General features: G+C 63.8%; 12 protein-coding genes. 4 read left to right on the top strand and 8 right to left on the bottom strand.

From position 1 onward, the window contains the following. Positions 1-26 precede the first annotated feature (26 nt). The 4 genes from sufC (at position 27) to ACE1EY_RS11835 (ending at position 6,503) form a co-directional block, all read left to right on the top strand. The gene (sufC, locus tag ACE1EY_RS11820; protein WP_291513485.1) at positions 27-776 is read left to right on the top strand and encodes a Fe-S cluster assembly ATPase SufC; all 750 of its coding nucleotides are present in this window, start codon (positions 27-29) and stop codon (positions 774-776) included. After that, positions 773-2,029 (top strand): Fe-S cluster assembly protein SufD, encoded by a 1,257-nt coding sequence (gene sufD / locus ACE1EY_RS11825; RefSeq protein WP_291513486.1) that lies wholly within the window; start codon positions 773-775, stop codon positions 2,027-2,029. The genes sufC and sufD overlap by 4 nt, the downstream gene beginning before the upstream one ends. Further along, a complete protein-coding gene (locus ACE1EY_RS11830; protein ID WP_291513487.1) occupies positions 2,026-3,270 on the top strand; it encodes a SufS family cysteine desulfurase in 1,245 nt (414 codons plus the stop codon). The genes sufD and ACE1EY_RS11830 overlap by 4 nt, the downstream gene beginning before the upstream one ends. Before the next feature lie 161 nt (positions 3,271-3,431). Further along, positions 3,432-6,503 carry an EAL domain-containing protein gene (locus tag ACE1EY_RS11835; protein WP_291513488.1) on the top strand — a complete coding sequence of 1,024 codons (3,072 nt, stop codon included), beginning with the start codon at positions 3,432-3,434 and terminating at the stop codon, positions 6,501-6,503. A gap of 33 nt (positions 6,504-6,536) precedes the next feature. Here the strand turns inward: ACE1EY_RS11835 and recJ are convergent, their stop codons facing one another. The 8 genes from recJ to surE form a co-directional block, all read right to left on the bottom strand. Then, positions 6,537-8,237 carry a single-stranded-DNA-specific exonuclease RecJ gene (gene recJ / locus ACE1EY_RS11840; protein WP_291513489.1) on the bottom strand — a complete coding sequence of 567 codons (1,701 nt, stop codon included), beginning with the start codon at positions 8,235-8,237 and terminating at the stop codon, positions 6,537-6,539. Beyond that, positions 8,234-9,352 (bottom strand): threonine synthase, encoded by a 1,119-nt coding sequence (gene thrC / locus ACE1EY_RS11845; RefSeq protein ID WP_291513490.1) that lies wholly within the window; start codon positions 9,350-9,352, stop codon positions 8,234-8,236. The genes recJ and thrC overlap by 4 nt, the downstream gene beginning before the upstream one ends. Next, the gene (locus ACE1EY_RS11850) at positions 9,345-10,646 is read right to left on the bottom strand and encodes a homoserine dehydrogenase (protein WP_291513491.1); all 1,302 of its coding nucleotides are present in this window, start codon (positions 10,644-10,646) and stop codon (positions 9,345-9,347) included. The genes thrC and ACE1EY_RS11850 overlap by 8 nt, the downstream gene beginning before the upstream one ends. Continuing rightward, positions 10,646-11,839 carry an alanine transaminase gene (gene alaC / locus ACE1EY_RS11855; RefSeq protein WP_370300249.1) on the bottom strand — a complete coding sequence of 398 codons (1,194 nt, stop codon included), beginning with the start codon at positions 11,837-11,839 and terminating at the stop codon, positions 10,646-10,648. The genes ACE1EY_RS11850 and alaC overlap by 1 nt, the downstream gene beginning before the upstream one ends. Before the next feature lie 112 nt (positions 11,840-11,951). Beyond that, entirely contained in the window at positions 11,952-12,716 is a 765-nt protein-coding gene (locus ACE1EY_RS11860) for a peptidoglycan DD-metalloendopeptidase family protein (RefSeq protein WP_291513493.1), read from the bottom strand. Beyond that, positions 12,668-13,243 carry a YqaA family protein gene (locus ACE1EY_RS11865; protein ID WP_291513494.1) on the bottom strand — a complete coding sequence of 192 codons (576 nt, stop codon included), beginning with the start codon at positions 13,241-13,243 and terminating at the stop codon, positions 12,668-12,670. The genes ACE1EY_RS11860 and ACE1EY_RS11865 overlap by 49 nt, the downstream gene beginning before the upstream one ends. 66 nt (positions 13,244-13,309) lie before the next feature. Next, positions 13,310-13,981, bottom strand: coding sequence for a protein-L-isoaspartate(D-aspartate) O-methyltransferase (locus ACE1EY_RS11870; RefSeq protein ID WP_370300250.1), 672 nt, complete (start codon positions 13,979-13,981; stop codon positions 13,310-13,312). A gap of 3 nt (positions 13,982-13,984) precedes the next feature. Then, positions 13,985-14,737, bottom strand: a complete 753-nt coding sequence (gene surE, locus ACE1EY_RS11875; RefSeq protein ID WP_291513496.1) for a 5'/3'-nucleotidase SurE — start codon at positions 14,735-14,737, stop codon at positions 13,985-13,987. Positions 14,738-14,783: the final 46 nt, after the last annotated feature.

A 14,783-nucleotide genomic window follows, 5' to 3' on the forward strand; every position in this document is an offset into this window, starting at 1 on the left:
CATTCATCTTTACAACGGTTTCATCCATGCTTGAAATCAAGAACTTACATGCCAGCGTCGACGACAAGGCGATTCTCAAGGGCATCGACCTGACCATTGGTGCCGGCGAGATTCACGCCGTCATGGGTCCGAACGGCTCGGGCAAATCCACCTTGGGTGGCGTGTTGTCCGGTCGGCCGGGTTACGTGATCACCGAAGGTTCGGTGCACTTCAATGGCAAGGATTTGCTGGAGATGGAGCCTGAAGAGCGCGCCGTCGCCGGCCTGTTCCTGGGCTTTCAGTATCCGGTGGAGATCCCCGGCGTTTCGAATGCCTACTTCATGAAGGCCGCCGTCAATGCCTGGCGCGTGGCGCGTGGCGAACCCGAGATCGACGCCATGGGCTTTCTGGCGGATATCCGCAAGGCCATGGAGGCGCTGGAACTGCCGACTGACATGATCCATCGCGGTGTCAACGAAGGCTTTTCCGGCGGTGAGAAAAAACGCAACGAAATCGTCCAGATGCAACTGCTCAAGCCGAAGTTGTCGATTCTCGACGAGACCGATTCCGGCCTGGACATCGATGCGCTGAAGCTGGTCAGCAACGGCATTAACGCCTTGCGCAGCGCCGAGCGCTCCTTTGTACTGATCACCCACTATCAGCGTCTGCTCGACTACGTGCAGCCTGATCATGTGCATGTACTTGCAGGCGGCCGCATCGTGCGATCCGGTGGCGAAGAACTGGCCCGCGAACTCGAAGAACGTGGCTATGGCTGGGTCACGGGTGAGGCAGCGTGAACTCGGTTGCCCTAGACACGCTTGAGAACGTCTTCGAGTCCGGTGCCTGGCCCAGCCGCGAACGCGACTGGCGTGCGCAGGCCCTCGCCAAGCTGCAGCACGAAGGGTTTCCAACCAAGCGTCAGGAAGCCTGGAAGTACACCGACCTGTCGGATCTGGACGAAACCCCATGGACGACGGCGACCGTCAGCGAGGACGCCGTGCCCGACGTCGCGCTGCTGCCAGACACCGACCGGGTGGTTTACATCAACGGTATTTTCGACGCCGCGCGCTCGAATCTTGGTGAACTGCCCGCCGGGGTTGAGCTGAATCCGGAAAAGCTGACGGCGCCCGCGCAGGCACCGGTCGACGCCATGTCGGGCCTGAACATCGCGCTGGCGCGTCACGGCCTGTATCTGCACGTACCTGCTGGCGTGGCGCTGCCCCGGCCGCTGGAAATCTTGAATCTGACCAGCGATGGCGCCGGTGGCGGCATGCATCACGTGCGCCACCAGATCGTGCTGGAACAAGGCGCGTCGGCCACATTGCTCGACCAGTCCTTATCGCATGAGGCCGCGGCACTCTCGACGCAGGGCTGGAGCATCGAGCTCGCAGCCGATGCCGCTTTGAATTTCACCCGCCTGCAGGACACCGCCCAAACCCACAAGGCGGTCGACCGTTTGCACGCGACCGTTGCCGATGGCGGTGAGCTGGTCGCCAATCTGCTGGAGCTGGGCGCCCGCCCCGGCCGGCTGGACCTGCATGTCACGCTGGACGGAGAACGCGCCAGCGCGCAGGTCAATTCCATGCTCTATGCGATCGGAAAATCCCACGTGGATCACCAGATTCGCATCGACCACCGCGCACCGAACTGCGTGAGCCGGACCCAGGGCCGCGCGCTTGCCCAGGATCGCGGCCGGGTGGTGCTGGATGCTCTCGTCCATGTGGCCAAGGGCGCGGACGGCACCGATTCGGAACAGCAACTGGCGAGCCTGTTGCTGACGCCGGGCGCCGAGGCGAACGTGAAGCCGGAGCTGGAAATCTACGCCGACGACGTCGCCTGCGCCCACGGTTCGACCATCGGCCGGCTTGATGATGACGCGGAATTCTACCTGCGCTCGCGTGGGCTCTCACGCGACGAGGCGCGCGCATTGTTAACGCAAAGCTTCGTGCGTCCGGCATTGCGGCAGATTCCGGCGGCGTTTCGCGCCACCGTCAAGCGCCACCTGGAAACTCGCCTCCCCGGCGCCGCAGCGATGGAGAATTTCGCATGAGCGCCGCCGAAGCAGCGACCAGCACCTTGTTCGATGTGGACGCCATCCGCCGGGCGTTCCCGATTCTCGATCAGCAGGTACGGGGCCGCCGCCTTGCCTATCTCGACAACGCCGCGACCACGCAGAAGCCACAGGTCGTGCTCGACGCCCTCGTCCGCTACTACCAGCACGACAACGCCAACGTGCACCGCGGCCTGCATACCTTGGCCGAACGCGCGACCGAACAATACGAGTCCGCGCGGGACCGTCTCGCCGAGTTCGTCAATGCCCGTGATCGCAGCGAAGTCATCTGGACACGCGGCACGACCGAAGCCATTAATCTCGTCGCCCAGTGTTTCGCCCAGTCGGAGCTCAAAGCCGGCGACGCGGTGCTGATTAGCGAGTTGGAACACCACTCGAATATCGTGCCCTGGCAGCTCGCCTGCGAGCGGTCTGGCGCGACGCTGCGCTGGATCCCGCTGCGCGACGATGGAACGCTGGACCTGAGTGATCTGGATGCGCTGCTTCAGGGGGTCCGCCTCGTGTCGGTCGCCGCATGCTCCAACGCGCTCGGCACCATGCATCCGGTTCGCGAGATCGCCGATGCCGCGCATGCGGTCGGCGCGGCCGTCCTCGTCGATGCTGCGCAGGCGACCGTGCACCAACGCATGGATGTGCAGGCCTGGGACGCCGATTTTGTGGCCATGTCCGGGCACAAGGCTTATGGGCCGACGGGCATCGGCGCACTGATTGCACGCAGGTCGTGGCTGGAGCGTCTGCAGCCCTGGCACGGCGGCGGCGAGATGATCGAGACCGTGACGCTGGAAGGCAGCACCTGGAACGAGGTGCCCTACAAGTTTGAAGCCGGCACGCCGAACATCGCCGGAGCGATCGGCATGGCCGCCGCGCTGGACTGGTTCGACGGCCTGGATCACGCCGCGTTGCTCAAACACGAACAGGCCTTGCTGGCGGCGACGGTCGCGGGGCTAGGAAGCATCCATGGCTTGCGGTTCATCGGCACCGCCCCGGTCAAGGCGCCCATCGTGTCCTTTGTCATCGATGGCGTGCATCCGCAGGATCTGGCGACACTCATCGATCAATCCGGTGTGGCCGTACGCACCGGCCACCATTGCGCCATGCCGACGATGACGCGATTCGGAATTCCCGGCACGGTGCGTGCCTCAATGGCTTGCTACAACTCCTTTCAAGACATTCAACAACTTATAGACGCAACTGAAACTGCGGCTGAAATCCTGAGCTAGCGCGTCATCTAACGGCTCGCCGCGACTCAAGTTTGTTGGAATCTGGGCGTTAGCCACCTACACTCGGTCATTCTGCCAGTTTGCCGAATTGTGGGGCCTCGTTGGCGAATGTGACACACGACTCGACCCGGACGCGTTCGCGCCACCCATGGTGGAGCGGATTGCAATTCCAGTTGATCGCAGTGGCCTTTGTGCTGCTGTTGTTGCTGGTCGCCGCCGCGGTCTGGCTCAGTGATCAACTCGTCCGCTCCCAGCTGATCTCCGAAGCGGAGGAAGCCGCCGTAGCCCGGACTTCGGCCACCGAATCGTCATTGTCACGCTCTTTGCGGGACGCGCCGGCTCTCGCCCGCCCACTGGCGATCGCGCTGGAGCAGTCCATACGCGACGAGACGACAATCAGCCGTCTTGGCGTGGGACTCCTGGAGTCCGCCGCCCGATCCTCCGATGGACTTATCATCGGGCTGGCGCTGTGGCCTGCTCCCAACAGCTTCGCGCGAAACCGCGAACGCGCCGCCTTTCAGTGGCAGATGACGCCCGACGGCATCACCCGCCGTGACGATTTCAATGACAGCGCGCGCATTCCTTACCAGGGCGAACTCTGGTACACGCTGGCGCAATACGCGCCCGCCGGCCAATGCGCGTGGACAGGCCGTCGCACCGATCTGCTGCTCAACCAGGCTGTCGTCACCTGCGCGGTGCCGGTGCGTCAGGACGGACGCTATCTCGGAGCGGTCTCCGTCGACTATTCGGTGAGTGGCTTGCAAACCGCCTTGCAGCAGTCACTCCAAACCGAGCGCGGCTATGCCCTGCTCTCCGACGCCAGCGGGCGCCTGCTGGCGGTGAGCGACCAGCTGCAGGCGCAGGCATCCAACGCCGACAATCTGGCCGAGCTGGGACAAGGCATGGCTGGCCTGGCACCGCTCGCCCTGGCCCTACACCGCGCTGAAGAGCGGCGGGTCCGGCGGTCGATCGATCTGGATCGGTATCAGGCCGAAACCGTATCGGCGTTGCGCGATGCCACCCGGGACCTGGGCCGAGCCGAAGCCGAATCGCTGCTGGCCGTTCTGTGGACTCGCGGACAGCAAGCTGGCGAGTGGTCACGCGTCACCCTGCCGCCCGAATCCGCCCTCGGCGAAAACAGCTTTGCCCGATTCGGCACCGTGGGCGAGACCGGTTGGCGCTTGATCGTCATCGAAAACGCCAGCGAAGAAATTGCCGGGGCCAACTACATCGTGACGCAGACCATGGTCGTCACCGTGGGCCTGGTCATCATCGCCATGATTCTGCTGATCGGCCTGATCCGCCTGCGCGTTCTTACGCCCATCCGGCGCATGATCGCAGCCCTGCAACAGTCGGACAGCGTGGATGACGCGCTGAATGTCACGCTGGACGAAGCCGCCCGCAACGAGGTTGGCGAGCTCGCCGCGTGGCTGAACCAGCGATCGCGCCTGGTCGCCGAGATCGCGCAACAGGCACAGGCGGTCAATACCCAGCTGGTGCTGGAGGTTGGCGAGCGAAAGACGGCCGTCGAGAACCTGACGGCCACCCGAGAGCGCGCGGAAATGACGCTCAAGTGCATCGCCGACGGTGTGATCACCACGAATCGTCAGGGCCAGGTCGACTACATCAACCCGGTGGCGGAAACCCTGATCGGCCGATCCAATCAGGAGGTCAAGGGATGGCAGGCCACCCGGGTTCTGCAGCTATCGCATCTCAATGGCGCCGCGTATGAAGACGACGTCGTTGAACGCGCGCTCGTCGGCGGACAGCGCCTGCGTCTGACCGATATGGTGGTACGCGACGCCGCCGGCGGCCAAAGCCATGCGGCGCTGACAGTTGCACCCGTACGCGGTCGGGGCAGCGAAATCATCGGCGCTGTGGTGGCGATTCACGAAAATCTGCAGACCGGCACCGACGACGTGAAGCCCGCCGCGGATTTGTCGCGCGATGCTCTGACCGGACTGTTCTCCCGCTCGGCGTTCGACGACGATATCTCTGGATTGATCGAGCAACAGGCCTCCGATGGCGGACGCCACGCCATCATTCTGGTCGACATCGATCAAATGCGGCGTATCAATGCCATTCACGGTGAAAATGCCGGATCGGAGCTGCTGCGGCATCTCGCCCATGTCTACACCGACGAAGTCGGCCGCGCCGGACGCGTGTATCGGCTGGGCGGCGACAAGCTGATTGTGCTGCTGCGCGATGCGACCCTGGACGCGGCCGAGGCTCAGGCCGATGCCATCCGGCGCGCGGTGACACGTTCGCCCTTCCGCTGGGAAGGCCAGAACGTCAGCGTCGAATTCAGTATGGGCCTGGTCAAGGTCGATCCCGGTGCTGGCACGTCCATGGAATTGCTGCGCCGCGCAGAAAGCGCCGTACAATCCGCCAAAGCCGTCGGCGGCAACGTCATCCGTCGCTATCGAGTCGAAGACCGATCCGCCACCGCCAACAGTTCCGACGCGTTATGGATCGAACGGCTACGCACCGGATTGGACCAACAGCTATTCCATCTGCTTTCGCAGGAGATCTCACCGCTGGCGCACGGCCTGCCGTCCGGCGTGGAGGTCCACGTTTCGCTGGAAGATGAGGAGGGGTTCTGGGCATCCCCATCAGCATTTATGCCCGCTGCCGCCCGAGCAGGCATGGCATCCGAGATCGACCGCTACGTATTGCATCATCTGCTGGAACATGTCGCAGAACAGGGCGTGGTTGACGGTAATCAGTTCTACGCGCTGAACCTGTCCACCGCGTCACTGAGGGATCCGAAGTTCCTCGATTTCGTGCTCCAGGAGCTCGATGGAGCTGCGCTTCCCGCCAGCCGCATCTGCTTCGAGATCGACGAGAGCGCAGCGATCCGCCACCGGGTCGAAACCCATGAACTGCTCTCGGCGCTTCGGCCCATCGGCTGCCGCTTCGTGCTGGATAACTTCCACTCCGGCCTAGACGGCGCGGAGTTGTTGAAAGCGCTGCGCTTCGACTTCGTCAAACTCGATCAGTCGCTATCGCATCGCGCCGCCGGTGAACGGGTGGACCGTGTCGCGCTTGAGTCGGTGATCCGCGTGCTACGCGAACTCAAGGCCAAGGTCATTGCCGGCAAGGTGGACAACCCCGCCGCACAGGAACCGCTGATGGAACTCGGCGTCGACTACATCCAGGGCTTTGTCGTTGGCCGACCTGTCCCGCTGCAATTCCACTTCGAGCAAAGCCACCAATTGGCAAACGACAGCTAAGAGCAGCCCATCAACCGGCTCAACCTGCTGCGCCTAGTCAGCCCGCCACTCCTCGATGACCAGCTGGGCGTTAACGTATCCGCGAAACTCATTGGCCTCCAAGCGGTACAACGCCCTCACCGACTGCGCTTCGATCGGCTCCTGATTGAACGCGATCGCGCCGATCTCCATGCCAGGCGCAGCGGCCAGCTTCGCCTTGACGTGCCGCTCACCGACAATGCGTTGATCGAGCACCTGGAACTGCCCTTCAAACAATGGCGCTTCGAAACCCTGCCCCCACGGACCTGCGGCTTCCAGCGCCGTCGCCGTCTCCAGGTCCAGTTCCGCGGCCGATAACGACCCGTCTGTCAGCCGGATATCCGCCAGTTGCTCATCGCTCAGGTGGCGCCGTGCTACGGCATCAAAAGCCAGGCGGAACGCCTCGAGCCGGTCGATTGCAAGACTGAGCCCCGCCGCCATCGCATGGCCACCGAACTTTCCGATCAGACCCGGCGTCAGGCTGTCGATCTCCGCGAGCGCGTCACGCATGTGAAACCCGGGTATCGACCGCGCCGAACCCTTGAGCGTCCCGGCTTCCGATGCCGCCGGTGCGAAGGCGACGACGGGCCGGTGACGCGCCTCCTTGACCTTGGAGGCGACCAGGCCCACGACACCTTCATGCCAGTCTGCCTGCATGACGACCAGGCCCACCTGATCGGAATCGCGGCCAACCGACTCCAGCTCGGCCAGCGCATCGGCATGCATCCCATCCTGAATCTGCCGACGTTCTCGGTTTAGCGCGTCCAGCTGGGCGGCCAGTGTCCTCGCTTCGTGAGGGTCGTCCGACAGCAAACAACGAATGCCGACGCTCATGTCATCGAGCCGACCCGCCGCATTCAGTCGCGGTCCCACGGCGAACGCGAGATCCTGGGCAGTGGCGCGCGTATAGTCCCGCCCGGCCAGGTCCAGCAACGCGAGGATGCCCGGCGCCGCGCGACCCGCACGCACCCGGCGCAGGCCCTGTTCGATGAGGATCCGGTTGTTGTAGTCCAGCGTCACGACATCAGCCACGGTACCCAGCGCGACCAGATCCAGATAGGTCGCAAGATTCGGCAAGTCGTCCGTGCGTCCGCGGTCCTGCAACGCCCTGCGAACGGCGGAAAGCAGATAAAACGCCACGCCGACACCGCATAGCGCCTTGCTGGGAAAGGCGCAGCCGGGCTGATTGGGATTGACGATGGCATCCGCAGCCGGCAGCGACACCGGGGCCAGATGATGATCGGTGACCACCACCCGCATGCCCTGCGCCCGCGCCGCATCGACCCCGGCATGGCTGGAAATGCCGTTATCCACGGTAATGAGAAGCTGGGGCGCGAACTCCGCCATGTCCGCGACAAGCTGCGGTGACAAGCCGTAGCCGTAGCGAAACCGGTCAGGCACGAAACTCCGGACGTCGGCAGCTCCCAATGCAAGTAATGCCCGCACACAAAGCGCGCTGGCCGTGGCGCCGTCCGCGTCGAAATCACCCGCGATGGCAATCCGGTGCCCGGCGGTAATGGCGTCAGCCACATGGCCGGCCGCAGCATCCAGCCCCTTCAGGCTGGACGGCCGCAATAAATACTTTAGCTGGAGATCGGCTTCCTGCGCCCGCTGCATCCCGCGCGTGGCGTACACGCGCCGCACCACCGGGTGCAGATTCCGCGGCAGGTGCTCATCGCTGACGACAGGCCTGGCCTGCCAGAGTGATCCGTTCAAGCGTCCAGTGATGCGCCCAGCGCCTGCTCGACGGCGCCTAACGTGGCGTCAATCGTCTGGCTGGCACCGGCCACATGTTCGGCGGCGATGTCCGGGTCTTTGAGTCCATGTCCGGTGAGCGTGCATACGACTGTGCTCCCGGCTGCGATCCGGCCTGACTCGATATCACGCAGGGCGCCGGCCAGCGATGCCGCGGACGCGGGCTCGCAGAACACGCCTTCTTCGCGCGCGAGCCGAGCCTGGGTGGCGAGAATCTCCTCGTCGGTCAGTTCGTCGAACCAGCCGGCGGATTCGCGCTGAACCACATGCGCTGCATCCCAGCTCTGCGGATTGCCGATCCGAATTGCCGTGGCCACGGTATCCGGCTGCGCCACAGGGGCGCCGCGCATGAATGGTGCCGATCCCGTGGCTTGATACCCCACCATCACGGGACGCCGGTCGGTCATCGCGGCTGGCGCGTGCTTGCTCCGTTCGTCGCGAAAGCTCGTGGCCGCAGTCGCCTGCCCGGCGGCCTCGCTGTAACCAATCCAGTGCGCGGTGATGTTGCCCGCGTTGCCAACCGGCAGGCAATGGACATCCGGAGCCTGGCCCAGCGCTTCCACGATTTCGAACGCGGCCGTCTTCTGACCCTGCAAACGATAAGGATTGACCGAGTTGACCAGCGTGACCGGCAGCTGTTCGGCCACCGCCTTCACCAGCGACATGCCGTCGTCAAAGTTGCCCCGAATCTGCAGAATTTTGGCACCGTGCATCACGGCCTGCGCCAGCTTGCCGCGGGCGATCTTGCCTTCGGGAATCAACACGAAGGCCTGCATGCCGGCGCGGGCCGCATATGCCGCCGCCGCAGCGGAGGTGTTTCCGGTGGATGCGCAGATCACGGCCTTGGCCCCCAGCTCGGCCGCCCGGGTCACTGCCATGGTCATGCCACGGTCCTTGAAACTACCGGTGGGATTCAGCCCCTCGAACTTCACGTAGACCTGACAGGGATGACCCAGACGCTGAAGTGGAATCAGCGGGGTGTTGCCTTCGCCCAGTGTGACAGCCGGGGTGTCGTCGGCAACGGGGAGCCGATCGCGATAACGGTCGATCAGGCCCAGGGGAATGCTCTTACTCATCAAAATGCTCCACGCGGATGCGGTGGACGGTGTCTGAAACGGCAGATAAGGCCTCGATCTGGGCGCAGGCTGCCGCGGCGACGCGCTCCGGGACGGGCTGCGTCAGGATAATGACCGTCGTGGTACTCACCGGTGACGGCAACTCCTTCTGCACGATGGCCTCGATGCTGATGGCATGTTCGGCCAAGGCGCCGGAAATCGCGTTGAGGACACCCGGCGTATCCGCCACGCGCAGGCGCAGATAATGCGCCGACACGGCATCGTCAATCGACAACGGCCTCGGTGGGTTTGGCAGCGCTTCAGACTGCCCCAGCGCAGGCATTTTCACGCCAGTGCTGTTGCGCGCCAGATCGACCACATCGGCCAGAACGGCCGAGGCGGTGGCCTCTGCGCCCGCGCCCGGACCGAAATAGCCCGTGGGCGATGCGGCATCGGCGCGCACGACCACGGCGTTGAGCACGCCATTGACGTTTGCGAGCAGGTCCTTCTCCGGCACCAGAGTCGGGTGTACACGCAGTTCCACGCCCTTGGATTGCCGGCGTGCGATCGCCAGCGGCTTGATGCGGTAGCCCAATTCCCTGGCGTAAGTCAGATCCTCCGCGGTGACGGAGCCGATCCCATCGGTGGTCACCTGATCGAAGGACAGCGGAATTCCGAAGGCGATCGACGCCAGAATGGTCAGCTTGTGTGCAGCATCGATCCCGCCAACATCAAAGGTCGGATCTGCCTCGGCGTAACCTAGCCGCTGGGCATCTGCCAGCACCGTGTCGAAAGCGGCGCCGGTCTGCGACATCTCGGTGAGGATGTAATTGCAGGTGCCGTTGATGATGCCCGCGATACTATGAATCTTGTTGGCGGTCAGCCCTTCGCGTAACGCCTTGATCAGCGGAATGCCACCGGCCACGGCCGCTTCATACGAGACCGTCGTCCCCTGCGCCTTGGCCTGCTCGAACAGGGTTTGTCCATGCAATGCAATCAGCGCCTTGTTCGCGGTCACGACGGGCTTGCCCGCTCGAATCGCACGCTCCACCGCCGTCTTCGCAGCATCGGTGCCGCCCATCAGTTCCAATACGACGTCGACATCCGGATCGTCGATCACCTCATCGATACTCGTCGTGAGCCGCACATCCTCCGCGCCGGGACGCGCCTTCGCGGCATCGCGGACGGCGGCAGCCACGACGCGAATGCGCAGTCCGGCACGATTGGCGATCGCATCCCCGTTGCGCTCCAGCAGCGTCAACACGCCGCCGCCCACCGTACCCAGACCCAGCAGGCCCAGTTTCAACTCGTTCATTAAATGGATCCTGTTCCGTCGCGGAGCAATTTCCTGACGCCGCGGACGGCTTGTCGTGTTCGATGTTCGTTCTCGATCAGGCCAAACCGGACATGCTCGTCGCCGTGGTGCCCGAAACCGATGCCAGGCGAGACCGCGACCTTGGCCTCGGTGAGCAGCAGCTTGGAGAACTCCAGCGAACCGAGATGGCGATAGGCCTCGGGAATCTGCCCCCAGACGAACATGGTCGCCTTGGGTCGATCGACAACCCAGCCGGCGCTGGCAAGGCCATCACAAAGCACATCCCGCCGCGATCGATAGGTTTCGCGTATTTCGGCCACGCAGTCCTGTGGTCCATTGAGAGCGGCGATCGCCGCCACCTGGATGGGCGTGAACATGCCGTAGTCCAGGTAGGATTTCATGCGGCCCAGCGCCGCGATCAACTGCGGATTGCCGCACATGAATCCGACGCGCCAGCCCGGCATGTTGTACGTCTTGGACAGCGAGTACGACTCCACCGCCACGTCCTTTGCGCCGGGGACCTGGAGGATGGACGGCGCCTCGTATCCGTCGTAGCACAGCTCGGCGTAGGCCAGATCCTGAACAATCCACAAATCGAACTCCCGTGCGATCGCGACCACGCGCTCGAAGAACGCGAGGTCCACGCACATCGCCGTGGGGTTTGCCGGGAAGTTCAGCAGCATCATCTTTGGCGCAGGCCAGGACTCGCGCAGCGCCTTTTCGAGCTCGGTGAAAAACTCCTCCGTGTCATTCGACAAATGCACGTGACGCACGTCGGCACCAGCAATCACCACACCGTAGGGGTGGATGGGGTACGCGGGATTCGGCACGAGCACGATGTCACCGGGGCCCAGGCAGGCCAGGGCCAGATGCGCGAGCCCTTCCTTGGATCCAATGGTGACAATGGCCTCGGATTCCGGATCGAGCTCGACATCAAAACGACGCAGATACCAGTCGCAAATCGCCTGACGCAAACGGGGGATGCCCCGCGATACCGAATAGCGATGCGTGTCGCCACGCTGCGCGGCCTCCGTCAGCTTGTCGACAATATGCTGCGGCGTTGGGCGATCCGGATTGCCCATGCCGAAATCGATGATGTCCTCACCCCGGGCTCGCGCTTCTTGCTTGAGCTGGCCAACGATGTTGAAAACGTAGGGGGGGAGGCGCTCGATGCGCTGGAAGTGATCCTTCACGGCCGGGCTTCGTCTATTCGTAGTCGGATTGACACCGCAGTGCGCGGTGTACAGGGCCGGGGATTGTATCGAACTGGGCGCGGAAGTCGCGTTCCTTTTGCCAGCCCGGGTGTTAGGCGCGCGGTAACAGGCCCAATGGATTGACCGGCTGGCCGTTATGGCGGATCTCGAAATGCAGCAATGGCTGCCGCGATGGGCCCAGGCCCATCTCCGCGAGCACATCGCCTTGCTCGACCCGCTGCCCTTCCTTCACCAGCAACTTGCGGTTGTGGCCGTAGGCCGACAGCTCGGCCTCGCTGTGCTTGATGATCACCAGTTGGCCGTAACCCTTCAACGCGCTACCCGCATAGACCACCGTGCCACCTGCCGATGCCCGGATCGACTCCCCAACCTGTCCGCCGATGTCGATGCCCTTGGAGCGCTCGGAATACGCGCGCAGGATGTCGCCGCGCACCGGCCACAACCACTGTCCCTTGGCGATCGCAGGCTTTGCCGGGGGACTCGCAGGCCGCGAAGGCGGTGTCGGCGTGCTGCGCGTCGGGCTGCGTGCAGGCGGTGGCGTGCGTGTTGTCGGGCTCGGTGATCGTGCCACCGTGGTGTCGGGCTGCTGCGTATTCCCGCTGGGGTACAGCCGCAACGTCTGACCCGGTTTGATCAGATAGCTGCCACCGATTCCGTTCCAGCGCGCAAGGCTGCGGTAATCCAATTGATGCCGAAACGCGATCGAATAAAGGGTGTCACCGCGACGGACCGTATAGGTCTGCCCCTGCACCCCATCTGCCGTGTTCTCCCAGCGGACGGCCGAAGCGCAGCCGCCGAGTACCAGCGTTAGGCAAACCGCCAGAACAGCAAACCGATACCGATCAATGCCAGGCACGCCCATCCAATTCCGTCGATATATCGCAAGAACCTCTGTTCAAACGTTGGCCCGGCCAGTGCTACGAGCCCGGCCACCAAGATAAACCGCCCCGCCCGGCCCACCGCGCAAGCGGCCACGAATGGCAACAGCGGCATGGCCGCCGCGCCGGCTGCAATGGTGAACACTTTAAAGGGTATCGGCGTAAACCCTGCAACCAGCAGCGCCCAGAACCCGTATTTTGCAAACCAGTCCTGTGCGTGCTGGTAGGCGTCCCAATACCCCACATCATGCAGCAGCGGCGTCAGGGTTTCGATCAGAAAATAACCCAGCGGATAGCCAACCAATGCACCGACGACGGAGCCGAAGGTGGTCAACAGCGCCAGACGCCACCAGCGATCCCGAGCGGCCATGACCATGGGCGCGAGCAGCACGTCCACCGGAATCGGGAAGAAGACGGCCTCCGACACCGCGAAACCGAACAGCCAGCCTCGCGCGTGACGGTGTCGTGCCTTGAGCATGGTCCAGTCATACAGGCGGCGAAACATGTCGTTCTAAACTCCCCTTGCACCTGCGCACAGGCATGGTGGCCGCCAGTGCGGCCGATTGTTGAATCAGTCTCTCTCCGAGACCAGAGGCACGAAACTCACCAGACCTAGCGACTCTTCGGTCCACTCCTGACCCTGCCGTGAGAACCGGACCAGCTCCTGGCGGCCTGACGGACCCACCGGCATGACCAGCACCCCGCCCGGCGCCAACTGTTCGCGCAGGGCCTCGGGAACCTGCGCTCCGCCGGCCGTGACCACAATGCGCTCGAACGGGCCGAGCTGCGGCCATCCCCAGGACCCATCGGACTGCCGCAGTCGGACGTTGTGATAACCCAGCTCGCGCAGAAGCCGCCCGGCGCGCTGGTATAGCGGCCGGATGCGCTCGACGGTCAGCACCTCGTCGATCAGCTCGGCCAGCACTGCTGCCTGGTAGCCGCTGCCAGTACCGACCTCCAGCACGCGGGCGAAGGGTCCAGGCTCCAGCAATGCCTCGGTCATCCGGGCCACGATCAGTGGCTGTGAAATGGTCTGACCATGGCCGATCGGCAACGCCGTATCGCGATAGGCCATGTTGGCCAAGGCTTCATCAACAAACCGGTGGCGCTGCACCGCGCCAATCGCCCGCAGCACGCGTTCGTCGCGAATGCCTTCTTCGTATAAACGGTCCGCCAGGCGTTTGCGGTTGCGCTCCGAGGTCATGCCCAGTCCCCGCGCATGGGGGTGTCGTAGTCCGACCATGACTCAGGTGTGCAGCGACGGCAGCCAGCGGCCTAGCGGCTCGATGGCTTCGTGGCGCGTCAGGTCAACCTGAATCGGGGTGACGGCGGCATAGCCGCGCGAAATTGCGTCGAAATCGGTCCCTGGCCCGGCATCGAGCTCCGGTCCGGTCGGCCCGATCCAGAAAATCTCCCGTCCCTTGGGATCATGGTCCCGGATCACGGGTTCGGCCTTGTGGCGATTGCCCAAGCGCGTATTGAGCACGCCTTCGAGTTCGTCAAAGGGCCTGTCGGGCACATTGACGTTGAGAATCGTGCTGTCGGCGAACGGGACTTCGCGCATGGTGTCGATCAGGCGCACGACCACCTCGGCCGCCGCGGCGTAATGCTTGGGTTCCACCGCCGTCGAAGACACGGCGATGGACGGATAACCCAGAAAACGGCCCTCCATGGCTGCGGCCACGGTGCCGGAATACAGCACGTCGTCGCCCAGATTGGCGCCAGCGTTAATGCCGGAGACCACCATATCGGGCGGATCATCCAGCAATCCGGTCAGCGCCAGATGCACGCAATCGGTTGGAGTGCCGTCGACGCAACGCGTGCCGTCGGCATGCGAATGCACGCGCAAAGGCCGCATCAAGGTCAGCGAGTTGCTGGCGCCGCTACGATTACGATCAGGCGCCACGACAGTGACGTCGGCGAATTGACGTAAACGTTCGGCGAGGCAAATCAGGCCTGGAGCCTGACAGCCGTCGTCATTGGAAACGAGGATATGCATGGTGTTCGATTCAGGCCGTGCAGAGCGTCGGCCAACGCCGGTATCT

The organism is Abyssibacter sp. (genome assembly GCF_964229365.1).
Taxonomy (GTDB): Bacteria; Pseudomonadota; Gammaproteobacteria; order Nevskiales; family OUC007; genus Abyssibacter.